Source organism: Lysobacter korlensis (assembly GCF_042434515.1).
Genome location: NZ_JBHLTG010000001.1, coordinates 563,574 through 588,395, shown reverse-complemented (window position 1 = coordinate 588,395; position 24,822 = coordinate 563,574). Strand labels below are relative to the sequence as shown.

Genomic DNA, 24,822 nt, shown 5'->3' with positions numbered 1-24,822 from the left:
TATGCGTCGTGGACGCCGAGTCGGGGCAGCATACGCAGGGCAAGACGCTAACCCTTTGTAAATAAAGTTCTTTGTCGAACTGGCCCGAAGTTGGCACGGCGATTGCTGTGTCTACAGCAAGACGCAGGCTGTTCCTGCAGGAGCCCGACGATGGCCAACACCAATCTCTTCGAATCGATCCGTGGCGCGCTGCTGCCGTCGACCGACGCCGTTAACGGTGAAGGAGCGCCCGCCTACCGGCGCACGCCCGAGGGCGCCCTGGCGCTGTACGCCGCGACCGGGTGCCTCAACGGTACGTTCTACGCGACCGACGAGACCCAACTTGCGACGGTGCTGATGCTGGCCTCGCAGGTGTCACCGGCCTTCGTCGCACGTGCCGCGGTCTATGCCCGCGAGGTCGCGCACATGAAGGACATGCCGGCGCTGTTGCTCGCGACGCTGAGCCTGCGTGATCCCGACCTGTTCGCCGCGGCGTTCCCGCGCGTGGTGACCAACGGACGGATGCTGCGCAACGTCGTGCAGATCCTTCGAAGCGGACGGGTCGGGCGCAAGTCGCTCGGCTCCCGGCCCAAGCGCCTGGTGCAGGAGTGGATCGCGAACGCGTCCACCGATGCGCTGGTCGCCGCGGCGGTCGGTCAGCGGCCCTCGCTCGCGGACGTGATCCGGATGGTGCACCCGAAGCCGGCCGACGCCGAGCGGGAGGCGCTCTATGCCTGGATCGTCGGTCGCCCGTACCGTGAGGAAGCGCTGCCGGCGACCGTGCAGGCGTATGAGGCCTTCAAGCGCGAGCCGACGGGGCCGCTGCCCGAGCTGCCGTTCCAGTACTACACGTCGCTGCCGTTGACGCGTGAGCACTGGACGACGCTGGCCCGGCGCGCTTCCTGGCAGACGTTGCGCATGAACCTCAACACGTTCGCGCGCAATGGCGTCTTCGAGGATGCGTCGGTGGCGGCGGAGGTCGCGACGCGGTTGCGCGACCCGGCTGCGATCGCACGGGCCCGCGTGTTTCCGTACCAGCTGCTGATGGCGTACCGGGCCGCGGCGTCGCTGCCGCCGGCGATCACCGAGGCGCTGCAGGACGCGATGGAAGTCGCGACCCGACAGGTCGCGCGCATCGCCGGCAACGTGACAGTGGCAGTCGACGTGTCGGGCTCGATGGCGTCCCCGGTCACGGGCTACCGCCGCGGTTCGACCACGGCAGCCCGCTGCGTCGACGTGGCCGCGCTGGTGGCGGCCTCGTTGCTGCGTACGAATCCGAATGCCCGCGTACTGCCGTTCGACACCGAGGTGCGCGATATCCGGCTGAACCCGCGGGACAGCGTGGTGACGCAGGCGGGGCAACTGGCCGCGCTGTGCGGCGGCGGTACGTCCGTCAGCGCGCCCCTCGCCCGGCTCAACAAGGACAAGGCAAAAGTCGATCTCGTGGTGCTGGTGTCCGACAACGAAAGCTGGCGTGACACCCGCGGTGGCGCGACGCAGACGATGCGCGAATGGTCCCGGCTGAAGGCGCGGTGCCCGGATGCGCGACTGGTCTGCATCGACCTGCAGCCGTACACCACCAGCCAGACGGTGGAGCGCGAGGACGTCCTGCACGTCGGTGGTTTCAGCGACGCGGTGTTCGAACTGCTCTCGGCCCACGTCGGGGGCGGGTCTGCGGAGCGCTGGACCCAGCGCATCGAGGCGATCGAACTGTAGGCGGGAGCGCCCGGCCGGCAATGGGGCCGGCCGGGCCGGTGACGAGAAATTTGCATCAAGGAGTTAGACACACGAGTTTCGGATACGGCCGGATGCCGGCCTGACTACATGGGTTTCGCCCGTTCGACTCGGGCAGTCAGGCCAATGTTTGCCATCCGTATCCAACCAATGTCGACGGCGCGTTCGAATGCCGGTGGAACTACAGCCTTCTAAGCTCCAGGTCGCGGGTTCGAATCCCGCCCGCCGAAAGGCGGTAGCTCAGCGGTAGAGCAGGATGTTCCATCCATTTCGTCGGACGCGTCGCCGACAGCTTCAAGAATGTCCGTCATGCGAATGCCTGTGGAATTCCATCGGTCGCGGGTTCGATTCCCGCCCGTCGAAAGGCGGTAGCTCAGCGGTTAGAGCAGTCGATTCCACTTCGATTTGTCGCGGCAGGACCAGTGCAAGCTCGCTGCGGCGTCACGCCGTAGCACCGTTTCGCGGTGAATGCCGGTGGAACTACATCGGTTCCCCTTAACAGGGTTGGGTTCGATTCCCACTGCCGTGCGGCTCTAGCCGACCGTGCAGAGAGTTCCACCACCTTCGTCACCGCACCTTTTTCAGCGGGCGTCCAGCGCCCGCCATCCAAGCTAGGAAGCATCATGAACACCATCAAGAACTACGACGTCATCCACGACAAGGGCTACGCGCCGATCAAGACCTGGACGCGCGGCGTTCCGCTCGAGGACGAGGCGCGCGAGCAGCTGCGCAACATCGCGAAGCTGCCCTTCATCCACAAGCACATCGCGGTCATGCCTGACGTGCACCTGGGCAAGGGCGCGACGGTGGGCTCGGTGGTGCCGACGATCGGCGCGATCATCCCGGCCGCGGTTGGCGTGGACATCGGCTGCGGCATGATCGCCGCGCGCACGACGCTGATGGCGGACGATCTGCCCGACAATCTTGCGGGCCTGCGCAGCGCGATCGAGCGTGCGGTGCCGCACGGGCGCACGGTCGGCCGTGGCAAGCGCGACAAGGGCGCGTGGGATACGCCGCCGAAGCAGGCGGTTGCCGGATGGTCGACGCTGTCGGAGGACTTCAGGCGCATCACGCAGCGTCATCCGCGCCTGAAGAACACCAACAACCTGCACCACCTCGGTACGCTGGGAACGGGCAATCACTTCGTCGAGGTCTGCCTCGATGAGGAGCAGCGCGTGTGGTTCATGCTGCACTCGGGTTCGCGTGGTGTTGGCAATGCGATCGGCACGCACTTCATCGAACTTGCGAAGCAGGACATGCGCCGGCACATGATCAACCTGCCCGACCAGGACCTTGCGTACCTGCCGGAGGGCACCGAGCACTACGACGATTACGTGTTCGCGGTGGACTGGGCGCAGCGTTATGCGCGTACGAACCGGCAGATCATGATGCAGCATGTCGTGGATGCGGCCCGCGGCGAGATCGACAAGCCGTTCGAGGCGCAGGCCGAGGCGGTGAACTGCCACCACAACTACGTCAGTCGTGAGCACCACTTCGGGCAGGACATTTTCGTGACCCGCAAGGGTGCGGTGAGTGCGAAGAAGGGTGAGCTCGGCATCATCCCGGGCAGCATGGGCGCGAAGAGCTTCATCGTGCGCGGGCTTGGCAACCCCGATAGCTTCCACAGCTGCAGCCACGGTGCCGGGCGCGTCATGAGCCGCACGCAGGCGCGCAAGCTGATCACGGTCGAGGAGCACGCGCAGGCGACCGCGCACGTGGAGTGCCGCAAGGACGCCGACGTGGTGGACGAGTCGCCACGGGCGTACAAGCCGATCGAGGCGGTCATGGCCGCGCAGAGCGACCTGGTGGAGATCGTCCACACGCTGCGGCAGGTGGTCTGCGTCAAGGGTTGATTCGCGCGCGGCCGGCGCCGGCCCGACAATGGAAAGGAAGACCCCGGGCGGCCCACCGCCCGGGCAGGGGATATCGATGGACATGCTCGAACTCGACGGCCGCGGTGGCGGCGGCCAACTGCTGCGCTCGGCACTTACGCTCGCGCTGTGCACCGGCACCGGCTTCACGATGCGCGGCATCCGCGCCGCACGGCCGCGCCCGGGACTGATGCGCCAGCACCTGACTGCGGTGCAGGCGGCATGCGCGATCAGCGGCAGCGAGGCGACCGGCGCGACGCTGGGCTCGACCGATCTCACATTCGTACCCGGCGCAGTGGTGCCGGGTGATTACACGTTCGCACTCGGCACCGCCGGCTCGACGATGCTCGTCTTGCAGACGCTGCTGCCCGCATTCTGGCGGGCAGGCGCCTCCTCGCGCGTGCGTCTGGAAGGCGGCACCCACAATCCGATGGCACCGAGTGCCGACTTCATCCAGCACGCGTATCTGCCCGCGCTGCGGCGGATCGGCGTCTGCGCCGATGTCGCGCTCGAGTCGCATGGCTTCTACCCGGCCGGTGGCGGCGCGGTCGTCGCAACGATCGAGCCGTGCCCGGGCCTGCAGGTCGCCGCGTTCGGCGAGCGCGGACCGTTGGTGTCGGTCGAAGCCACCGCGCTGCTGTCGGCGCTGGCGGCCAGCATCGGGCGGCGCGAACTTGCGGTGCTCGGCAAACGCCTCGGCCTGGCCGAGGACCGGCTGCACCTGCACAGCGTGCGGCCGGCAGTCGGGCCCGGCAACGCGGTGATGGTGCGGGTCGAACACGCCGGTCACGTCGAGCTCTTCACCGGCTACGGCGAGCGTGGCCTGCCGGCGGAAAAAGTGGCCGAGCGGCTCGCCGCGCAGGTGCGTCATTACCTGGACTCGCAGGCCTGCGTGGCCGAGCACCTGGCCGACCAGTTGCTGCTGCCAATGGCGCTCGCAGGCGGCGGCAAGTTCACCACCTGCGTGGCGAGCGATCACCTGCTGAGCAACGCCGCGCTGATCGAGAAGTTCGTGGCGGTCGAGATCGATTGCGAACCGGACGGGCCGGATCGCTGGCGGGTGCGCGTCGCGGCTTGAGCGCTCTACGCGGCGACGGAACTGCGATCGCGTCCGTCGCGCTTGGCGTCATAGAGCGCTGCATCGGCGCGCGCCAGCAGCGCATCCACGGTTTCGCCCGGCATGTGCTGGGCGACGCCGGCCGAGAACGTCACGCTTCGCGACTCCAGGCACCCGCCGCGAATGCTGGTGCGGATACGCTCGATGACGTGCAGCATGCCGCGCGTGCCGCCGGGAAGGATCAACAGGAATTCCTCACCACCCCAGCGGCCGACCAGATCGGTCGTGCGCAGCTGCCCGGATGCGAGCGCTGCGAACTGCCTCAGCACGCCATCGCCCGCTGCATGGCCAAGCTCGTCGTTGATCGCCTTGAAATAGTCGATATCGAGGATCGCGATCGAGAACGTCATCTGCTGCCGTGACGACATCGCCACGCTGCGCTCGAGCAGCATCTTGATCGAGCGGCGGTTCGCGATGCCGGTCAGCTCATCGCTGGTGGCCAGCCGCTCGACGTCGGACAGCGCCTTCGCAAGCGCCTCGCGCTGGTCCCTGAGCTTCTGGCGAAGCGCCGAAAGCCTTGCAGCGATCACCGCCAGCGCGGGCAGCACGATGATCAGCATCAGGATGTTGTTCAGATCCACGCGCTCGGGCGCCACCTCGCCCTGCGCGGGCACCCACTCCGGGAACATCCATCGCGCCGCGACTGCGGCCACCAGGCTCGACACCGCAAAGACCGTCACGAACGCGATCTGGCGCCAGCGCAGGGTGAATGCGCCGAACGCGAAGATCACCATGATCGGAAACAGCGCGGACGTGCGCATGGGCCCGCAGATCAGGTAGCCCCAGTTGACCGCGATCACGCCCATGGACAGCTGCCACACGGTCAGCGACGGGTCTTGCAGGCGCTCTGTCCAGCCGCTGCGCAGGGCGACATAGCTCGTCACGATCACAGCCGCCACGAATCCCAGCCACAGGTTCAGGGCGCCCGTGCTCATCCACCCCTGGCCGACGCCGGTGATCAGCAACGTGGCGGCGCCCACGTAGACGAAGCTCGCGATCAGCCACTGGATCAGGCGCAGGCGGCGCCGAGGATCGCGGCTTGCGAGGATCTCCACAGTACGTAGCCAGAAACGGGGCAACGGAACTCCACCACTCTGCAGGCGTCGAGCCGACGCACTCAGCAATTAACGGCGCGGCCTAGGGCGCCTGAACTGCCGATGGGGACCCCCGTCACGCACCCGCGCCGCGCCCGTGCTGAAAGGAGGGGCCGGTCGCAGATTGGCCCGGGACGCGCCCCACGCGGGTCGCGGCAAGAAGCACAGCCCGTGCCCGATGTCGCAGCCGGGCATTGACCAGCCGCACGCGGCGCCTGGCCGCGCTGTGACAAACCGGCTGCTGACGCTAATCATGGTTCAGACACGACTGCCGGCAACCGGAATGCACCCAGATGTGACCATCGCTTCGGCAGACGCCGCCGCCGAATTCTCGGCATTGCTCCACGAGCACCGCAAGATCGTCTTCAAGGTGGCGGCAAGTTACGCCTGGACTGAAGCCGATCGCACCGATCTTGCGCAGGAGATCGCAACACAACTGTGGAGCGCGTTTCCCGGCTACGACCGCACCCGGCCGTTCACCACGTGGATGTACCGCGTCGCGCTTAACACCGGCATGGCGCATGCCCGGGCGGAGTCGGCAAAAGGCCGCTGTTTCGCAGTTGGCGACGCCGCGGAAATCGACAGCGCGGCCGCCACGACCGGCAGCGTCGAAGAAACCGAAGCGATGCTGCTGCTATCGCAGGTGATGTCCAGCCTTGATCGCGAAGACCGCGCACTGCTGCTTCTGCATCTCGAGGCGCGCAGCAGCAACGAGATCGCCGACATCCTCGGCATCAGCGTCACCAATGTCACCACGCGCATCAGCCGCATCCGCCAGCGCCTGTGCGCGCATGTTTCCTGACCAGGAGCCGCCTACATGAATACATCCATCGACCTCGACCGCCTCCACGCCGCATGGCAGGTCCTCGACCGCCGGGTCGAGCGGCAGAACGATCTGCTGCTGCAACAGGCCCGCAGGGGCGCTTTCGAGTCGCTTCGGCGCCGGTTGCGCCCGCTCGCATGGGGACAGGTGTCCCAGATGCTGATCGGCATCGGCCTGATCCTGATGGCAGTGCCGGTGTGGACGACCTATCGCGATCCGACGCATCTTTTCGTCTCCGCGCTCGTCCTGCACGCGTATGGCGTAGCGACGATCCTGCTCGGTGGAGTGACGCTGGGTGCGCTGTCGCGCCTGCACTACGAGGCGCCCGTGGTCGCGCTGCAGCAGCGCATGGTGCGTCTGCAGAAGCTTTACGTCACCGGCAGCACGGCGCTGGGGCTTGCCTGGTGGCTGCTGTGGATCCCGTTCGCGGCGGTCGCCTTCGCGTGGGTCGGCGTGGACTTTCTCGCGCGCGTTGCGCCCGCCCTGCCCTGGATGATCGGTGGCGGCATCGCCGGATTGGCGGCCACGTGGCTGTTCGATCGCTGGGCACGCAACCGGCCGGAGCTTTACGCACGGCTGCGCCGTGGCATGGCCGGGCGCAGCCTGGTGGCGGCCGATTCCGAGCTTCGCCGCTTGCAGGCACTTGAGAGCGGCAGCGCCACGGACGCTAGCGAAACCGCATAGCCGAAATGACTGACTGACCGGGGCGAAGTGCGGCCGCACGTGGCCGTGGTCGGCCAGCGATGGGTGATCAGCCACAACCGGTTTGCCACACACTCGACCGGCATCCGGTCGCATGCGATTGCTGCTCGCGTCGATGCAGCCGCGATGTCAGTGAAGGTCCTTCCAGACAGGACCTTCGCCGGAGCGCCAGAACACGCCCTGCGCCCGCGCATAGACCGATTTCTGCGGCACCAGACCGAACATGCGGCTGTCGAGGCTGTTGCCGCGGTGGTCCCCCACGACATAGACGTAGCCGGGGGGCACGACGAGTTCGACATCGGGCCCGCCGCCCGACAGCAGTTTGATCGGCACTTGCTGGCGGCCGATCTGCTCCACAAGGCCGCTGCCGTCCAGCGCAGCAGGCTTGCCGTTGCGCATCAGATGCCCATCCCGGATCACGACATGGTCGCCCGCAACGCCGACGACCCGCTTGATCAGGCGCGTGCCGTCGGCGGGAGAAGGCAGCAGCACGACATCGCCCGGCCGCGGCGTATCGCGCTCGATCAGAACGAGCTCCGTGTAAGGCACTCGCAGCCCGTACGCCGACATGTCGACGACGACCCGGTCACCCGGCACCAGCGTGCCCTCCATCGAGCCCGTAGGCACGACGTAGTGGTTGGCGAACGAGGACCGCGTGACAAACATCAGACCGACCATCGCCAGCAGCGACATGAGTTCGCGAAACCTAGCGGACCGGCGCGCTGCTTCATCCTGGGTAGGCATGTGAGTCCTTGCAGTGGGTGGCTCCGCTGTTGACCGGATGGCGGCCATGGAGTTCCCGGTAGACCCACCCAACTGATGGCACGGTCACGATGGCAGCGGCGCCGATCAAGCCTGCCATGTCCGCGTTTTTTGCCAGCGGCTGCCGATGCTTACTTGCTATTCGCTTGCGCCCCGATGCAGTCACCAACAGCGCGCCCCGGTGCCTGTGGGAAACTGGAGCTGATCGCCGCCATGAAAAAACCGAGCGTCCCAATCATGAGCGCCATTGCCAGCCCATCCGAGCACACGCCGCGCGCCCGGGGCCGTATCGGATTTATCGCCTTTGCGGCTGCCGTGGTTGCCGCGAATGCCTTCCTGGTTCGCAACTACGCGCATTTCTCGGCGGGCCCCGCCCCCGAGTGGCCGGTCATGATCGACCTGCTGCTGTTCGTGCCGCTCGTATTCCTCGCGCTCAACTGGAGGCAGGGCAAGGCCGCTGTCGTCAGGACGCTCGCACTGGTGAGCCTGGGCGCGCTGGCTGGCAGCCTGATCCTTCCGGCCGAGAGCAAGCACGCGTGGCTGATCGTGGAGGATCTTCGATACGTCGCACTGGGCGTCGTTGTGGTGTTCCAGCTCGGCCTGATAACCCTGGTGCTCACCCGCGTCGCCCGCGAACACCACAGCCAGAATCTTGAACTGTCGCTCGACCGGGCCATCGACGAGCGGTTTGGAAACAGCGCTTTCGCAAGGCTGCTGCGGCTCGAGAGCCGGGTCTGGTTGTATGGGCTTTTAAGGCGGCCGATCCGGCACGCGTTCCCCGGCATTCGCCACTTCCATGTCGGCAAGCAGGGCATGAATGCGAGCAATCAGATGGGGTTTCTCATCCTCATCGGCGCCGAGATTCCGATCGCGCATTTTTTCATCTACCTGTTCAATCCGACCGTTGCTGCGGTCGCCACGGGGCTGTCCGTGTACGGATTGCTCTTCATGCTGGCCGAGTACCGCGCCACGCTCTACCGCCCGCTCAGCGTGACCGAGCGCGGCCTGCACGTACGGTACGGCGTCGCAAGCGACTTTCTGATCGAGTGGCCAACCATCGCCACCGCCGCGCCGACCCGCGACACGGTGCGCAGGGCCAAGGGACGAATGCGTCTGATCGGAATGGGCGAAGCCAACGTGCTGATCAAGCTCGCACCCGGTACGCGCGTGTCGGGCTTGGCGGGTTGCCGCGTCGTCGAGCAGATCTACCTCGGCGTGGACGACCCGGTCGGGCTCATTGCCGAGATAGACGCCCGCTGCCGGAACGATTGAAGTGAAGCGCGCTGCTGGCTGGTGGCGCGCATGGCTCCGCGTGCAGCAGCCGGCTCGCCTGGTCTTTCGGGATGGGCAACGCGCGTTTTGACGCCGAAGCCACGGCCGACGCTGCAGTAGCTGCATCTCGCAGATGTGGAAGTCATGACAAGCTTTCCACCTATCGCGCCCTTACGGCCGCGAGAAGCCCGGTCAGCACCAACGGATCTATCGGCTTGACCAGATGGTGGTCGAAGCCGGCCTCCGCCGTGCTTTTCCGATCCGAATCCTGGCCATAGCCCGTCACCGCGATCAGCACGGTTTGCTGCGTTTCCGGCCGCGCCCTCAGCCGACGCGCGAGTTCATTGCCGTCCATGTCGGGCAGACCGATATCCAGCAGGCACACATCGGGCTGCTCGGCGAGTGCACGCTCCAGTCCGCGGCGCGAGCCGTGCTCGGTGACCACCGAGTGACCGGAGGCTTCGAGAAACATCTCGAGCATGCTGGCGGCGTCCTGGTTGTCGTCGACGATCAGTACGCGCAGCTTCTCGGATACGGCCGGCAGCGCGGCGTCGCCGTCCTCGTAGGCCGGGCCGGACTCGACCGATCGCCTGGGCAGGCAGACGGTGAACCGGCTGCCCTTGCCTGCGCCGGCACTGGTTGCGGACACGGTGCCGCCGTGCAGCTCCACCAGGCTCTTGACGAGCGCCAGTCCGATGCCGAGGCCACCCTGGCTGCGGTCGGACGTCTGCTCGGCCTGGGAAAACAGCGCGAACGCACGCCGGGTCATATCAGCTGACATGCCGATGCCGTCGTCGGCCACGGTGATCGAGATGTTCTCGCCCTCGACCTCGATCGTCAGTGCGATGTGGCCACCTTCAGGCGTGTACTTGGCGGCGTTGTTGAGCAGGTTCGTCAGCACCTGCACGAGACGTTTCGGATCGCCGGACACATCGGCGTTGCCGGGCGGCGATTGCACGGTCAGGTGATGCCGCCGGGCCTCGATCAGCGGACGCACCTGTTCGATCGCAGTGGACGCGGCCCACTTCAGGTTCACGCGCTCCTTCTCCAGCACCGCAAGGCCACGGGTCACGCGCGAGACGTCGAGCAGATCGTCTACCAGGCTGGTCATGTGGTTGACCTGCCGGGAAATGATCGCGCTGGTCTTCCTGATCCGTGCTTCGTCCATCGACGGCATCGACAGCACATCCGCGGCTGCACGGATCGGGGCCAGCGGGTTGCGAAGTTCATGCGCGAGCATCGCCAGGAACTCGTCCCGCCGGCGGACCGCGTCGTTGAGTTCCTGCTCGATGCGCTTGCGATCGCTGATGTCGCGGAAGAACACCACCAGGCCCCCGCTGGAAATCCGGTACGTGCGGATCTCGATCCAGCGAGACTCTTCGCCGGGCAGCTCATGGAGGTATTCGAACGTTTCGTATGCCCCCGTCGCGATCACCCGTCGGTACATGGCAGCCAGCGGGGTGCCAACCGTTTCCGGCAATGCGTCCCAGTGGTTACGCCCGACCATTTCGGAGCGCGTGCGCCGCGCGATCCGCGCGCCGATCTCGTTGACGTCGATGATCGTCCAGTCGGCACCGAAGATCGCGAAGCCTTCTTCCATGCTGTCGAAGATCGCGCGACTGAGGTCGCGTTCGGCGCGCAGTTCGGCTTCGGCTCGCCCGGCTTCCACCGCCAGCCAGGTCCGCTCGGCGACGTCCTGGACGATCTCGATCTCGTCGTCCGACCACTCCCGTGGGGTGTCGCTGTGCACCGCGAGCACCACCCTCAGCTCGCCCGAGCGGATCACCGGCACCAGCAGATGTGCTCGAACGTTCCAAGCTTGGTAGGCCGCCGTGCTTTCCGCAGTTCGGGGGTCACGTGTGACATCGTGATTCGCAACGACAAGCCCTGCACGAAGCTGGGCGACGATGGCCGGACCAAAGTCGTCCATTGTCTTTGTGTCGCCCGCGACACTGAGGGTGCCCGGGCTCGTCCAGTCCCGGCGCAGGAAGACCGTTCCTTCCGGGTCGTTGACCTCTGCGTAAAGGACCCGGATGGCGCCGAGGTGCTTGCCTAGCAACTCGCTTGCCCCTTCGATCATGCTGTCCGCGTCTCCCACGTGGCGCAGCCGATCGGAGAGGTCCAGCTGGAACGCCTTGCGGGCCAGGAGCCGACCGCGTCGTTCGTCGAATTGCTTGCGCTCGGTGATGTCGATGACCGAGCCGATCATCGCGACGGCGCGTCGACTGCCCCATCCGCCTTCGAAGATCGCGATGCCGCGCGAACTCGTCCACACGACCCGCCCGTCCGCGTGCAACCAGCGGAACTCTTCGGCGTAGTGGCCCGTCCCTGCCGGATCGAGGGCGGACGCCAGTGCCTTTTCGACCACCGGCCAGTCGTCAGGGTGGATGCGCTGCTGCAGATCGTCGAATTCGAACGACGACCGCCTGCCGGCCAGGCCGAACATCTGTCGGCAGCGGTCGTCGACCGTCACCGAGCCGGACAACACATCCCAGCGCCAGGTGCCGAGCTGCGCAACCTCGATCGCGAGCGCGCTGCGCTGCTCCGAAAGGCGGAGTGCGTCTTCCGTGGCTTTGCGCGCTGTGATGTCGACGCTGGTGCCGACCAGGCCGATGACCTTTCCTTCCGCGTCCCGTAAAGGGGCCTTCGTCGTCCACCAGATCGCGGGCGTGCCGTCAGCCCAACGAACGGCCTCTTCCGCCTGCCGGGTCACTCCGGAGGCCATGATTTGCCGATCCCGTTCCATGAGCGTGGCCGCTTCGCCAGGGTCCGTCAGGAGATCAAGGTCGGTCCGCCCGATGACTTGGCCGAATGCGCCCCCGAGCACTTCTGCGGTGCCGCGGTTCGCGACTAGATAGCGGCCTTCAAGGTCCTTGGCATACACCGCCCCCGGGACCGCCTCGATAAACGTCGTAAGCAGCGAGGTTGCCGCGTCGCGCTCGGCCTCGATCCGCCGCCGGTCCTCGATGTCCAGCAGAACCCCGGGGAAGCGGACCGGCGCACCTGTGTGATCGCAATCGACACGGCCATTCGCCTCCACCCAGCGGTATTCGCCGTCACGAAATACCCGGTACTGACAACGGTAGAGGCCACACTGCTCGATTGCCTCGTTGATAGCGGAATGAACGACCTCTTGGTCGTCTGGATGGATGTTGCGAAAGACGTAATCGAGTGGCGCACCGGCTTTCAGCACGGCCTTGTCGAGCCCGAAGCTCAATGCGAACTGCTCGTCGCCCACGATCAGGCCGTTCTGGATGTCCCACATCCACGTGCCTAGAATCGCGCCCGCTTCGAGCGCCAGCTGCACGCGTTCAACAGAGGCTTCGGCCTCGTGCTGAAGCCGCTTGGACTCGGTCACGTCGCGAAAGAGGGATGCCAAGCCGTCCCCGACCGGAAAAGCGCGCACTTCGAACCAGACATCGCGACCGTCCGGAAAACGGTAGAGATGCTCCGCCGAGCCCGGCCGCTGCTCGGCGAGAACCTGGCGATACAGCGCACCGACCATGCCTTCCCATGTGCCGGGAAACAGCTCCCAATGGTTCTGCCCGACCATCTGCTCGCGCGCCAGCCCCAAGATACGCAGGGCCGCCGGATTGACCTCGAGGATCGTGAAGTCGCGATCGAAAAGAGTGAACCCCTCGTCCATGTTCTCGAGCACGCCGCGATGGTGGGCTTCGCTCTCCACAATCCGCCGCTCCGTGAGGATCTGCGTGGTGATCTCGTTGCACGCGCAGTAGAAGCCGCCAATCTCCCCGTGCTCGTTGCGAACCGGGGAATAGAAGAACGAGAAGTGGGTTTCCTCGCGATAGCCGCGCCGCTCGATCCACAGCTCGATGTCATCCATCTGGACTGGCGTGCCGGCGTAGGCACCCTCCACGATCGGACGCAGGTCCTCCCGGATTTCGTGCCAGACCTCGAGAAAATCCCGGCCCAGCGCGTCGGGATGTTTGTTGGCGAGCAACTCGGCGTACGCGTCGTTGTAGATCAGCGTGCGCGATGCGCCCCACGCGACGAACATGGGCTGGTTGGAGCCCAGGATGATCGGCACCAGCGTCTTCAGCGCCGAGTCCCACGTCTGAGGCTGCCCGAGGGCCGACGTTGCCCACGGGTACTCGCGGCAGCGTGCTGCCATCGGGGTGCCAGCGGAAAACAGGAACGGGGTGCGCTTCATTCGGGGAGCCGATTTCGGGCAGGCGTAGATGGTAGCGGCCGCGTCGTCGTTGCTTTGCCTCCTCCCATTCAGCTGCATGCGGTGGTCAAACGACATCCGTGCGACACGCATTGGGGCCGGTGCTATCGAAAGCCGTCAGTTCGCTTGTGGCTCGACCGTCGTGACGGCGCACCTGCGGATGTCGGCTTGAACCGCGACCCATGACAGGTCTCAGGTTGATAACCTCGTCCGTTCCGCTGAAAGCAGGCCCGTCAACGCGGCTTGCCGCACGTCTGGCACGACGATGGGCTGCCGCGGCATGACGGCTTGTGTGGATCTCTATCCGGCGCATCTGGCTGAAATGAACCCCCGCGATCGCCGCCGCTGCCTGGGTCGCCGCGCCCGTATCGCGCTTGAGCCTGGTCGCTTCCGCGACGCGAGGTTTCCGCGGTGCTTGTGTTCGTCTGTGCGTTGAGCGAAACGGGCAGAAGATGCGAACCGTTTTCGTTTGACCCGTGGCCCCGGCGGCCGGATCATGGGCCGGTTGTAGGGCATGTGCATAAGGCGGCCGAAGCCGGCGGCGGTTGGCATCCGTGCCCAACCGCGGGCCGGATCGCGCCGCCTTCGCCATGACTCAGCGTCCGGGCGCGGCCGCGCTGGTCGGGCCGGACCCATGCGGTATGCGGACGGACCCGCGCCGATACAGCCGCGCGGGTCGGACGTCCCAGGACAGGTTCCGTCCCGTTCGCCATTGCGGCAGTGCCGGGTGCCGAGCGGCCATACGTGCGTCGGGGCCCTGCCGTTTACTCCCAATCGAATCAGAAGAGGCTTGCAAATGCGATTTTCCGTCCTGGCTGTCTCGCTCCTTGTCCTGACCGCAGCCTGCGGCAAGCAGGCCGAGCCCGAAGCGCAGCCGGCTGCTGCAGACGCGAAGCCGGCCGCCCCGGCCGCGGCGCAAGAACTGGTTGTCTACACCTCGCGCAACGAGCAGCTGGTCAAGCCGCTGTTCGATCAGTACACGAAGGAGACCGGCACCAAGGTCACCTACCTGACGGACAAGGCGCCCCCGCTGATGGAGCGTCTGCGCGCCGAAGGCGACCGCACGCAGGCCGATGTGCTGATCACGGTCGATGCGGGCAATCTCTGGCAGGCCGCCAACCTGGGCCTGCTGCAGCCGATCGACTCTCCGACGCTGCAGGCCAACATCCCGGCCCACCTGCGTGATCCGGAAAACCGCTGGGTGGGCCTGTCGGTCCGGGCGCGCACGATCGTGCACGATCCGAAGGCCGTCCCGGCGACGGAGCTGTCGACCTACGAAGACCTGGCCGACCCGAAGTGGCGCGGCAAGCTGTGCTTGCGCACCAGCAAGTCCGAATACAACCAGAGCCTGGTCGCCACGATGATCGCGACGCTCGGGCCGGAGCGCACCGAGCAGGTGGTGAAGGGCTGGGCCGAGAACCTGGCCGCGCCGCCGTTCGCGAACGACGTCGCAGTGATCGAGGCGATCGAGGCCGGGCGTTGCAGCGTCGGCATCGTGAACAGCTATTACCTCGGTCGCCAGCAGCGCGACAAACCGGAGCTGGCCGTGAAGCCGTTCTGGCCGAACCAGGGCGACCGCGGCGTGCACGTCAACGTGTCCGGCGCCGGTGTGACCAAGCATTCGGACAACCCTGAAGCGGCGCGCGCGTTCATCGAATGGCTCTCGTCCGAGAAGGCGCAGGCGCTGTACGCGAACGAAAACATGGAATATCCCGCCAACCCGAAGATCGAGGCCGCGCCGCTGGTCGAAGGTTGGGGTGATTACAAGGCCGACGTGATCAACGTGTCCGAAGCCGGCCGCCTGCAGGCCGAGGCGGTCAAGCTGATGGACCGTGCAGGCTACCGCTGATCCCGCTCCTGAGCTGACGCGCTTCGCGGTGCCCGGCCCCGCCCGGGCACCGTGGTTGTGGCTCGCCGTCGCGTTGTCGCTGCCGAGCCTGGTGCCACTGCTGTCGGCGCTCGCCGCACTCGCGCGGCCCGATCCGGCCACGCTCGACCACCTGCTCACGCACGTGCTGCCACTGGTGGGCCGCAACACGGTTTGGCTGCTGCTGGGCGTGGGCATTGCGAGCGCAGTGCTGGGCACGGCGCTCGCGGCGCTCGTGGCCCTGTGCGATTTCCCGGGGCGGCGTGTATTTGCCTGGTTGCTGGTGCTGCCGCTCGTCTTTCCCGGCTATGTGCTGGCGACGGTGTTCATCGAGCTGTTCGATTACTCGGGTCCCGTCGGCACGCTGCTGCGGCAGCTGGGCGCGCCCGAGCTGCCGTTCCGCTCGCGCGCGGGCCTGATCGTGGTGCTGACGTTCGCGCTGTATCCCTACGTGTATCTCGTCGCCCGCGAGGCTTTTGCCAGCCAGGGCAGTCGCGCGCTCGAGGTCGCGCGTTCGCTGGGGATGAGCCCGTTGCGCGCGTTTCTTTCGACGAGCCTGCCGCTGGCGCGGCCCTGGGTGGCCGGCGGCACGCTGCTGGTGCTGATGGAAACGCTCGCGGACTTCGGCACCGTCGCGGCGTTCAACTACGACACGTTCACCACCGCGATCTACAAGGCGTGGTTTGCGCTTTTTTCTCCCGACACCGCGTTGCAGATCGCAGCGGTGATGCTCGTGTTCGTGATCGCGCTGGTGGCGATCGAGGCCGCGTTGCGCCGGCGGCAGTCATTCGCGACGGTCGGCCATGCCGAGTCGACGCGGCTGCGGCTTGGTCGCCACGCGTGGCTTGCGAGTGCGCTGTGCGGGCTGGTGGTGACGGTCGCTTTTGCAGTTCCGGCCGCACGCCTGCTCTGGAATGCCGCGCGCCACCTCGGTGAGTTGGATGCGCGCTACGTGGAAGCAGTGACCAATGCGCTGGGCCTGGCCATGGTTGCCGCCGCACTGACCGCCGCTGCCGCGTTCGCTGTCGCGATGGCCGCGCGTACCCGGCCCGGGCTCGCAAGTGCCGCGGTCACGCGTCTGGCCACGATCGGCTACGGCCTGCCTGGCGCGCTGCTCGCGGTCGGGCTGTATGTGCCGGTGGCGCGTTTTTCGACGTGGCTTGCGAATGAAACCGGCATGGATGCGATGTGGCAGGGCGGCCTCGCGCTGCTGCTGGTGGGCTACGGCATCCGCTTTCTCGCCGTGGCGCATGCGCCGGTGGCCGGTGGCCTGCTGCGGATCCGCCCGGGCCTCGTCGATGCCAGCCGCAGCCTGGGCCTGACCGGGCCGCGGCAGCTGCGCCACGTCCACTGGCCGCTGCTGCGCGGCAGCTTCGCAGCGGCGGGCCTGCTCGTGTTCGTCGACGTGATGAAGGAGATGCCGATCACCCTGATGATGCGGCCGTTCGGCTGGGACACGCTCGCCACGCGCGTGTTCGAGCTGACCAACGAAGGCGAGTGGGCGCGCGCTGCGCTGCCGTCGCTCGCGATCGTGCTGGCGGGCCTGGTCCCGGTGATGCTGTTGACGCGTCGGAGGCAGGATGCGGCTTGAGGTCAATCGCGCGGCAGTGGGCTACGGCGGGCGCATCGTGCTCGACGATGTGTCCTTCAGCCTGCAGCCCGGACAGATCGGTTGCCTGCTCGGTCCATCGGGCAGCGGCAAGACGACACTGCTGCGCGCAATCGCGGGCTTCGAGCCGCTCGCGCGCGGTGCGATCCTGGCCGAAGGCGCCGCGTTGTCGAGGCCTGGCGCCCACCTGCCGCCGGAGCAGCGGCGGATCGGTATGGTGTTCCAGGACCACGCGCTGCTGCCGCACCTCACCGCGCGCGAGAACGTGCGGCTCGGGCTGTTCCGCAGCCCGGCACCGCAAGCGCACGACCGCGCGACGCAGATGCTTGCCCTCGTGGGTCTGGCCGACGAGGCGGACCGCTATCCGCACCAGCTATCCGGCGGGCAGCAGCAGCGCATCGCGCTGGCCCGCGCACTCGCGCCCGAGCCGCGCATGCTGCTGTTCGACGAGCCGTTCGCGAGCCTGGACCCCGAACTGCGCGACCGGCTTGCCCGCGACGTGCGCGCCGCGCTCAAGCGCACCGGCACCACCGCGTTGCTGGTCACGCATTCGCAGAGTGAGGCGTTCGCGATGGCCGACGTGATCGGCCTTGTCGGCGACGGGCGGCTGCAGCAGTGGGGCGACGTTTCGACGCTGTACGACAGCCCGGCTTCGCGCTTCGTCGCCGGTTTCGTCGGTGAAGGCACGCTGCTGCCCGGCACGGTGGTCGGGCACGGCCGCGTGCATTGCGCCGTCGGGGAGGTGGGGTGCAAAGGCGGCGCGTGGCCGCTGGGCACCGCAGTCGAGGCACTGGTGCGCCCGGAGAACGTTCGCGTGGTGCCCGATGGACCCTGCATCGCTCAGGTCATCGAGCGCCGGTTCCGCGGAGATGCATTCCTGTGCGTGCTGCGCCTCGACGACGGCCGCGAACTCAAGGCGCTGCTCCACCGCTCCAACGCGCCGGCCGAAGGTGCGTCGGTGCCGATCGCGCTCGAAGGCCCACTGTCGGTATTCGCGTAGCGCAAAACGCTCGCACGAGCGCGAACGGGTCCATCGACCGGGCGAGCGTTTCGATCGCCCGGCTCTGCGCCGCGGGCTTCACGGTACCTATGCTGCGCACGGTGGCGCGCACATCAGCGCCATGTTCTCTATGGCGCTCGACGTACAGGCCGCACCGATCGCGCGTTACAGCGCTGCCAGCGGCTCCACTTCCACGCGGTCGCGACCGTTCGCCTTTGCGCGGTACAGCGCAAGGTCGGCCGCGGCGAGCAGCCGGTCGGCATCGTCGGGTGAGCCCTGGCCGATCGCGACGCCGATGCTGACGGTGACCGATACCGGCTGCCCGCCCGGTACTTCGACCGGCTCCGCCGCCACGGCCGCGCGGATGCGTTCGCCGATAAGGGCCGACTGCTCGGCATCGCCGTGGGTGATCAGCACGACGAATTCCTCGCCGCCAAAGCGCCCGACGCGGTCGTACGGGCGCAGCGTGAGCTGCAGGCGCCGGGCGATCTCGCGCAGCACGACATCGCCGACCAGATGGCCGTAGGTGTCGTTGACGCGCTTGAAGTGATCGATGTCGAGCAGCATCGTCGCGGTCGGGCCGTCTTCGCGCACGGCGCGGTGCAGCTCGCGCTGCAACTCGTCGAGAATCGCGCCGCGGTTCAGCAGTCCGGTCAGGCGATCGCGCGTGGCCTCGATCCGCAGCGCCTCGTGCAGGCCGATGATGCGCTCGGCCACCGACAGCCGCGCGGCCAGCACCTCGCGATCGAGCGGCTTGGTGATGAAGTCGTCGGCCCCGGCTTCGATGCCGGACAGGTAATTGCCCTTGCCCTCCAGCGAGGTGAGCAGGATCACGTAGGTGTAGTGCGGGCGACGCTCGGCGCGCACATGGCGGCACAGGCCGGGACCGTCGAGCAACGGCATCAGCCAGTCCGAAATGACGAGGCCGAACTCCTCGCGGCGCCAGGCCTCGAGCGCGGCAGCACCGTCCTCGACGGTGGTCACGTCGTGGCCGAGCGACCGCAGCGTTGCGCCGAGGACGAGCCGCGAGGTCGCGTCATCTTCGGCCACCAGAATCTTCATTAGTTACTCAACTCTCGAAAAAAGCGCACGTCACAGGCGCTCGATCGCCGCACGTACCTGTTCGTAGGCGGCCTGCAGCTGGTCGATCAGCGGGTCGCTGCCCGTCACGGTTCCCAGGCGGCCAAGTGTTTCCAGACTCTGCGCAAGCGCCGCCATACGCGCGGCGCCGATGTTCGAACTGGCCCCCTTGAGCGCATGTGCGGTGCGGCGCAGCAGGTCCGCATCGGCCTCTGCGCTTGCTTCCCGCAGTGTCCGGATGCGTTGCGCAGTGTCCGCCTGGAAGGCTTCGAATATCTGTGACAGCAACGTCGGATCACTGGCCTGCGCCAGCTCCCGCAGCTGCGCGACCACGTTCGCATCGAGTGTCGGCAGCGCCTCGTCGGCGGCCGGCGCCTGCCGGGATGCCTCCGCCTCGTCGGCCGGCCGGCTGCGCAGCACGCGCTCGGTCGGCAGCCAGCGCTCGAGCGCGGCGCGGAAATCACGGATCTGCACCGGCTTGGTGATGTAGTCGTTCATGCCAGCGGCGATGCAGCGCTCGCGATCGCCCTGCATGGCCTGCGCGGTCACGGCGATGACCGGAATGCGGGCGACCGCATCACTGCGCGCACGGATGCACCCGGTCGCTTCGAAGCCATCCATGACCGGCATCTCGCAGTCCATGAACACCAAGTCGTATTCGGACTGCTCCAGTCGCGCGAGTGCTTCGCGGCCGTCGCTGGCCACGTCGACCTGGCATCCCAGGTCCTTGAGCATCAGCGAGGCAATGTAGCGGTTGGTGACGTTGTCCTCGACCAGCAGCACATGGCCACCGTCGAGCTTGCGCGGCCCGTACTGGGCTGGTTCGCGCTGCTGCGATTCGGAACGACCACCGCCCGTCTGCGCTCCGCGCGCGCGGCTCAGCGCGTTGAGCAGGTCGGACTGCCGCACCGGCTTGGACAGGTAGGCGGCGAAGCCAATCTCCTGCAGGCCGCTGGAGTTGTCGCCCGTGCCCAGCGAGGTGAGCATGATCAGCGCGACATCGCGCAGCACCGGGTCGGCCTTGATCGCGCGTGCCAGCATCTCGCCGTCGATGTCGGGCATCTGGTAGTCGAGGATCGCGATCGGGTACGGGTCGCCCTCGTCGACCGCCTTGCGCAGCGCCACCAGTGCCTCGTGCGCCGAGGCGCAGCTGCCGTTGCGCATGCCCCACTGCAGGATCTGCTCGTGCAGCACGCGACGGTTGACCGCGTTGTCGTCGACGATCAGCACGCGCGTGCCACGCAGGTCCACCGGCACCGTCTGGGTGGCCGCCCCCTGCTGCACCGGCAAAGCGACGCGGATCCAGAACGTCGAGCCTTCCCCGCGTGCACTGCGCACGCCGATCTCGCCGTCCATCAGGCGAACGAGTTCATGGCTGATCGCCAGCCCCAGCCCGGTGCCGCCGTAGCGGCGCGTGGTGGACACGTCGGCCTGGTTGAACTTCTGGAACAGGCGCGCCTGCTCGTCCGGCGAAATGCCGATGCCGGTGTCCTGGATCTCGATCACCAGCTGCGCCACCGAATCGCTGCACGACTCCACCGACACGTCCACCAGCACGTGGCCGCGCTCGGTGAACTTGATCGCGTTGTTGACGAGGTTCACCAGCACCTGGCGCAGGCGCCCCGGGTCGCCGACGAACTGCCGCGGCACCTCGGCCGGGTAGCGCACGATGAGGTCCAGCCCCTTGTCCGCCGCCTGCAGCCCGGTCATGCCGCTGACCTCTTCGACGGTCTGCAGCAGGTCGAACGGCAGCTGCTCGAGCGACAGCTTGCCGGCCTCGATCTTCGCGAAGTCGAGGATGTCGTTGATGATCGTCAGCAGCGTCTCGCCGCTCGCGCTGGCAAGCCGCGCAAGCTCGCGCTGGTGCCGGTCCAGCGGCGTGCTCATCAGCAGGCCGACCGTGCCCAGAACGCCGTTGAGCGGCGTGCGAATCTCATGGCTCATGTTGGCCAGGAACTCGCTCTTCGCGCGGCTGCCGGCTTCGGCCGCCTGCTTGGCGCGTTGCAGCTCGGCTTCGGTTTCCTTCAGGCGCGTGATGTCCGAGGCTGCGGCATAGATGACGCCGTCCTCGAGCGAGGGCGTGGCATGCCACAGCATCCAGCGGTAGCTACCGTCCTTTGCGCGATAGCGGTTCTCGAACGAGACCGTGATCTCGCCAGCCGCCAGCCGCGCGGCTTCGGCCTGCGTGGCTTCGACGTCGTCGGGATGCACGAAGTCGATGAACGGCTTGCTCTTGAGCTCGTCGAGCGTATAGCCCAGCACCTGCTCCCACACCGGGTTCGGCCGCCGGAAATACCCGTCCATCGAAATGATGACGAGCATGTCGATCGACAGCGAGAAGAAGCGGTCGAGTTCGCGCTGGGCGCGCTTACGCTCGGAAATATCGAGGAAGGTCACCACGGTGCCGACCCGCGCATCGCCGCGCCGCATCGGATACGCCGACAGCTGCGTGATCAGCGGCGTGCCGTCGGCGCGTTGCAGCAGCACTTCGCTGACTTCCAGCGCGTCTTCGGTGTCGTGGATCTGCAGCGCCTGCCCGGAACGCGCGCCCGCGTCCGGGCCTGCGACGGGGCGCAGCAGCGCGGCCATGTCCTCGCCCAGCAGTTCGTCGGCGTCGGTGTGGCCCAGCAATTCCATGCAGGCCCGGTTGACGAATACGCACCGTCCCTTCCGGTCGACGCCGTAGATCGCCTCGGCCGTCGAATCGAGCAGCAATCGGATCCGCGCCTCGCTTTCGGCGAGCGCGGCCGTGCGCATCGCGACGATCTCCTCCAGGCGCTCGGCGTTGAGCCGCAGCTCGCGTTCACGCTCGCCGATCGTGGTCGCCATGCAGTTGAATTCGGATGCGAGCTGCGCGAGCGCATCCTGGCCTTCGACCGGCAGCCGCAGGTCGCGCTCGCCGCCGGAGAACCGCTTCACGCCCTCGAGCATCACCTTGACCGGCCGCACGATCGTATGCGCCAGCATCAGCGCCAAGCCCGAGGCGAGCAGCAGGACAAGGGCCCCGAAGACCGCCAGCTGTCGGCCGAACTCGCGCGCCGGCTCGAGCACTTCATCCAGATCCTGTTTCGTGACCAGGCACAGCTGCTGGTCGGCCATCCAGCGGTACACGATGACCGCGTCGCGCTTGCGGTAGTCGGGCGCGACGGTGATGCCGCGACGGCCCTGCAGGCACTGCCGGACCGAGTGCGTGCGCGCAGCCTCGCGCAGCACGACGTCGCGCTTGAGCAGGCGCGGCTGGGAGACGAACTGCCCGGCGCTGTTGACCAGGTACGCATCGTCCGTGCGGTGCAGACCGCTCTGGCTGCGTACGATCGAATTGACCTCGTCGAGCGCGTTCCATATGGCCAGGATCGCAAGCGGTTCGCCGTCCGCGCCCTGCACCGGCGTGCTGATCACCATGGTGGGCCGCTGCAGCAGCGGCGACACGAACGCGGACTGCACGTACGTTGCCTTGCGCCCTTCGGTGACGAACGGGTAATTCGCGCGGCTGGCGCCTTCGGCCGCTTTTAGCGTGGACACGAGGATGCGGCCGCTGCGCGCATCGATCAGGCCCAGCATCTGGTGCTGGCCGGGGTGCACCGCGCGCCGGGCCTCGAGTTCGCCTGCCACCGTCGCGTACGCCTCGCGCTGCTCGGCCGAGCCCGCAGGCGCGCTGGCCAGCGTGCGCACGGCCTGCGTAAGCAGCGGCGACGCGGCCATGGTTTCCATGGCCTGGGTCTGTTCGCCGACCCATTCGCGAATGCGCCCCTCGCGCACGATCGCAGTGGACAGCAGTTCGGACATCGCCGCGGCTTTCAGCGACTCGCGCCCGCTGCGGTTCGCCAGCAGGCCAAGACCGACCACGAGCGTCGCGGCGAACGCGACGAAGACGATGAAAACGCGCGGCGTAAGGCCTATCCGACGCAGCATCAGCCTTTCCTCCGGGCAGCCAGCGTTCCGAAGATCAACAGGCCTGCACCGGCCGCGGCAAGCAGGAGCGGAACGAGCGTCTGCAGCAGCCACAGGCGCTGGCGGGCCTGCCGCGCCTTTTGCAGCTGGTTGCGCTGCGTCTCTTCGGTGAACTGGGCGGTCCAGATGAAGAACGGGGCGACGAGCCTGCCTTCGGGCGTCGCGAACGAGCTGCGGCCGCTTTCGCTGTAGTCGACGATGACCCCACTTTTGGGCTCGACGTGCAGCACGCCCTCGGCGTTGGTCAGTGCCCGGTAACGTTCGGGAACATCCGGCAGGTGGCCGTAGCCGGAGGTCTCGTCCAGCGCGCTGACGCGGAACTTGAACCGGTGCACCCGCATCCCGTCGACTTCGGCGAAGCGCTCGAACCGCACGTCACGCGGCCCGGCCAGTTGCGAGTCCCAGAGCACGTGCGAGCCACCGGCAAGGCCGGGCGGGAACATGAACACGCCCCTGCGCTCCACGTCGCCAAGCCCGGACAGGTTCTGCCGCGTCTCGCGGTCAACCGCGTAGACGCCCGCGTTTTCGAAGTACAGCTCGCCCCCGGGCAGCGCCCAGTAGCCATCGGACTGGATGATGCTGCGGTTCTCAGTGCTCAGCAGCGTCGTATCGAGGCGCCGGCCTACCAGCGCGATGCGCTCCCATTGGCCGGTCGGGGTTTCGCGCGCGCGGGCGAGGGAATTGAAGTACAGCTCTGCCTTGTAATCATCCGGCAGGCGCGAGGCCAGCGGCGCGCCCAGCACGAGCCAGAGCGCAGCGGCAAGCAACAGTACGATCCCTAAAGGCCTGGCATCGATCCGCGACACATCGGTACCCCGTTTGCCCGAGATGCAGGTTATCCCCGGTGGTGTGACGGTTGAAAGGAGGACGGTACGCTCGCGCTGGAAGGCGCGGGGCCGGGCAACGCTCGGCGACTGATCCCGATAACGACCGGGCAGCGTGTGTCTTGAGGTCCGCACACTTGTGCACGAGCTTGCGCACGTGTCCGCTTCAACATGCCGTTGAACGCCATGCCGTTGAACGACACGTCGCGGGCTATGCCATGAAGCCGCACTGCCCTGCAGGCGCATGACTGACGCTGCACGAACCGATCGCCAGGCGCATCCGATGCGACAGCGCACGCTGCACACAGTCGGCGAGGTCGCGAAGGCGCAACAGCGTGTCGGCATCCAGCGTGCGCGGCCTGCGGTCGATCACCATCAGGGCGCCCATGCCGAGATCGTCCTCGATGAACAGCGGGCAGCCGGCATAGAAGCGGATGCCCGGATCGCCAAGTACCAGCGGGTTGTCCGCAAAACGCTCGTCGTGAGTGGCGTCGGAGATGTAGAACACCCCCTTCTGCAAAATCGCATGCGCGCAGAACGAGAAGCGGCGCGGCGTGCCCTCCACATCCAGCCCGTCCATGGCCTTGAACCACTGGCGGTCGCGGTCGATCAGCGAGACTGCCGCGATCGGCACGTTGCACAACGCACGCGCGATGCGCACGTAAGGCTGCAGGTCGTCGATCAAGCCTGGGCCAAGGAAGCCCGTGGCCTGGAGTACCTGAAGGCGCCGGGTTTCGTTCTGCGGCAGTGCCGGATCGAGCATGAGGCCTCCAAGGTGATGGCCGATAAGGTGCACGTGGATATGCAGTGCAATCGGTAACGACCAACGACTGCCGAAATTCAGCGGCTTTACAGCCGAAGTACGCGCGCCACGCTGTGACAGCGCGTGGATCACGCAAAACGCGACGGCGATCACGGCGGTTGCCCCGCGGCGGGCCGCGAGCCCGA

At 67.2% G+C, this 24,822-nt stretch carries 16 protein-coding genes and 1 tRNA gene; 10 read left to right on the top strand and 7 right to left on the bottom strand.

Annotated elements, in window-relative coordinates; genetic code table 11:
- Positions 1 to 150: 150 nt before the first annotated feature.
- From ACFFGH_RS02495 to rtcA, 4 genes are all read left to right on the top strand, one after another.
- Positions 151 to 1,695, top strand: a complete 1,545-nt coding sequence (locus ACFFGH_RS02495) for an RNA-binding protein (RefSeq protein ID WP_386664513.1) — start codon at positions 151 to 153, stop codon at positions 1,693 to 1,695.
- Positions 1,696 to 1,942: 247 nt separating this feature from the next.
- Positions 1,943 to 2,073: transfer RNA gene (locus ACFFGH_RS02490), tRNA-OTHER, on the top strand.
- A gap of 263 nt (positions 2,074 to 2,336) precedes the next feature.
- The gene (locus ACFFGH_RS02485) at positions 2,337 to 3,566 is read left to right on the top strand and encodes an RtcB family protein (RefSeq protein WP_386664511.1); all 1,230 of its coding nucleotides are present in this window, start codon (positions 2,337 to 2,339) and stop codon (positions 3,564 to 3,566) included.
- 76 nt (positions 3,567 to 3,642) lie between these two features.
- A complete protein-coding gene (rtcA, locus tag ACFFGH_RS02480; protein WP_386664509.1) occupies positions 3,643 to 4,662 on the top strand; it encodes an RNA 3'-terminal phosphate cyclase in 1,020 nt (339 codons plus the stop codon).
- 5 nt (positions 4,663 to 4,667) lie between these two features.
- On the opposite strand, the gene ACFFGH_RS02475 is transcribed toward rtcA, so the two are convergent.
- Positions 4,668 to 5,780 carry a GGDEF domain-containing protein gene (locus ACFFGH_RS02475; protein WP_386664507.1) on the bottom strand — a complete coding sequence of 371 codons (1,113 nt, stop codon included), beginning with the start codon at positions 5,778 to 5,780 and terminating at the stop codon, positions 4,668 to 4,670.
- 193 nt (positions 5,781 to 5,973) lie between these two features.
- Here ACFFGH_RS02475 and ACFFGH_RS02470 point away from each other — a divergent pair, with 193 nt between their 5' ends.
- Positions 5,974 to 6,597 (top strand): RNA polymerase sigma factor, encoded by a 624-nt coding sequence (locus ACFFGH_RS02470; RefSeq protein WP_386664505.1) that lies wholly within the window; start codon positions 5,974 to 5,976, stop codon positions 6,595 to 6,597.
- 15 nt (positions 6,598 to 6,612) lie between these two features.
- The gene (locus tag ACFFGH_RS02465; protein WP_386664503.1) at positions 6,613 to 7,302 is read left to right on the top strand and encodes a hypothetical protein; all 690 of its coding nucleotides are present in this window, start codon (positions 6,613 to 6,615) and stop codon (positions 7,300 to 7,302) included.
- Between the two features lie 147 nt (positions 7,303 to 7,449).
- Here ACFFGH_RS02465 and lepB read toward each other — a convergent pair whose 3' ends face one another.
- Entirely contained in the window at positions 7,450 to 8,013 is a 564-nt protein-coding gene (lepB, locus tag ACFFGH_RS02460; RefSeq protein ID WP_386664501.1) for a signal peptidase I, read from the bottom strand.
- A gap of 306 nt (positions 8,014 to 8,319) precedes the next feature.
- Here lepB and ACFFGH_RS02455 point away from each other — a divergent pair, with 306 nt between their 5' ends.
- Complete coding sequence (locus ACFFGH_RS02455; protein WP_386664500.1) at positions 8,320 to 9,354, top strand: hypothetical protein; 1,035 nt, start codon at positions 8,320 to 8,322, stop codon at positions 9,352 to 9,354.
- Between the two features lie 160 nt (positions 9,355 to 9,514).
- Here ACFFGH_RS02455 and ACFFGH_RS02450 read toward each other — a convergent pair whose 3' ends face one another.
- Complete coding sequence (locus ACFFGH_RS02450; protein ID WP_386664499.1) at positions 9,515 to 13,525, bottom strand: PAS domain-containing protein; 4,011 nt, start codon at positions 13,523 to 13,525, stop codon at positions 9,515 to 9,517.
- A gap of 730 nt (positions 13,526 to 14,255) precedes the next feature.
- Here ACFFGH_RS02450 and ACFFGH_RS02445 point away from each other — a divergent pair.
- From ACFFGH_RS02445 to ACFFGH_RS02435, 3 genes are read left to right on the top strand one after another with little or no spacing between them, the layout of a single operon-like run.
- Positions 14,256 to 15,392 carry a Fe(3+) ABC transporter substrate-binding protein gene (locus tag ACFFGH_RS02445; protein ID WP_386664497.1) on the top strand — a complete coding sequence of 379 codons (1,137 nt, stop codon included), beginning with the start codon at positions 14,256 to 14,258 and terminating at the stop codon, positions 15,390 to 15,392.
- Positions 15,376 to 17,001 (top strand): ABC transporter permease, encoded by a 1,626-nt coding sequence (locus ACFFGH_RS02440; RefSeq protein WP_386664495.1) that lies wholly within the window; start codon positions 15,376 to 15,378, stop codon positions 16,999 to 17,001. Before ACFFGH_RS02445 ends, ACFFGH_RS02440 begins: the two co-directional genes overlap by 17 nt.
- Entirely contained in the window at positions 16,991 to 18,019 is a 1,029-nt protein-coding gene (locus ACFFGH_RS02435; protein ID WP_386664494.1) for an ABC transporter ATP-binding protein, read from the top strand. Before ACFFGH_RS02440 ends, ACFFGH_RS02435 begins: the two co-directional genes overlap by 11 nt.
- Positions 18,020 to 18,184: 165 nt before the next feature.
- Here the strand turns inward: ACFFGH_RS02435 and ACFFGH_RS02430 are convergent, their stop codons facing one another.
- The 4 genes from ACFFGH_RS02430 to ACFFGH_RS02415 are packed head-to-tail and all read right to left on the bottom strand — an operon-like array spanning position 18,185 to position 24,790.
- Positions 18,185 to 19,081, bottom strand: coding sequence for a GGDEF domain-containing protein (locus ACFFGH_RS02430; protein ID WP_386664492.1), 897 nt, complete (start codon positions 19,079 to 19,081; stop codon positions 18,185 to 18,187).
- Positions 19,082 to 19,111: 30 nt separating this feature from the next.
- Entirely contained in the window at positions 19,112 to 23,011 is a 3,900-nt protein-coding gene (locus ACFFGH_RS02425) for a response regulator (protein ID WP_386664490.1), read from the bottom strand.
- Complete coding sequence (locus ACFFGH_RS02420; RefSeq protein WP_386664489.1) at positions 23,011 to 24,120, bottom strand: porin PorA family protein; 1,110 nt, start codon at positions 24,118 to 24,120, stop codon at positions 23,011 to 23,013. The genes ACFFGH_RS02425 and ACFFGH_RS02420 overlap by 1 nt, the downstream gene beginning before the upstream one ends.
- Entirely contained in the window at positions 24,086 to 24,790 is a 705-nt protein-coding gene (locus ACFFGH_RS02415) for a GAF domain-containing protein (RefSeq protein WP_386664487.1), read from the bottom strand. Before ACFFGH_RS02415 ends, ACFFGH_RS02420 begins: the two co-directional genes overlap by 35 nt.
- Positions 24,791 to 24,822 lie beyond the last annotated feature (32 nt).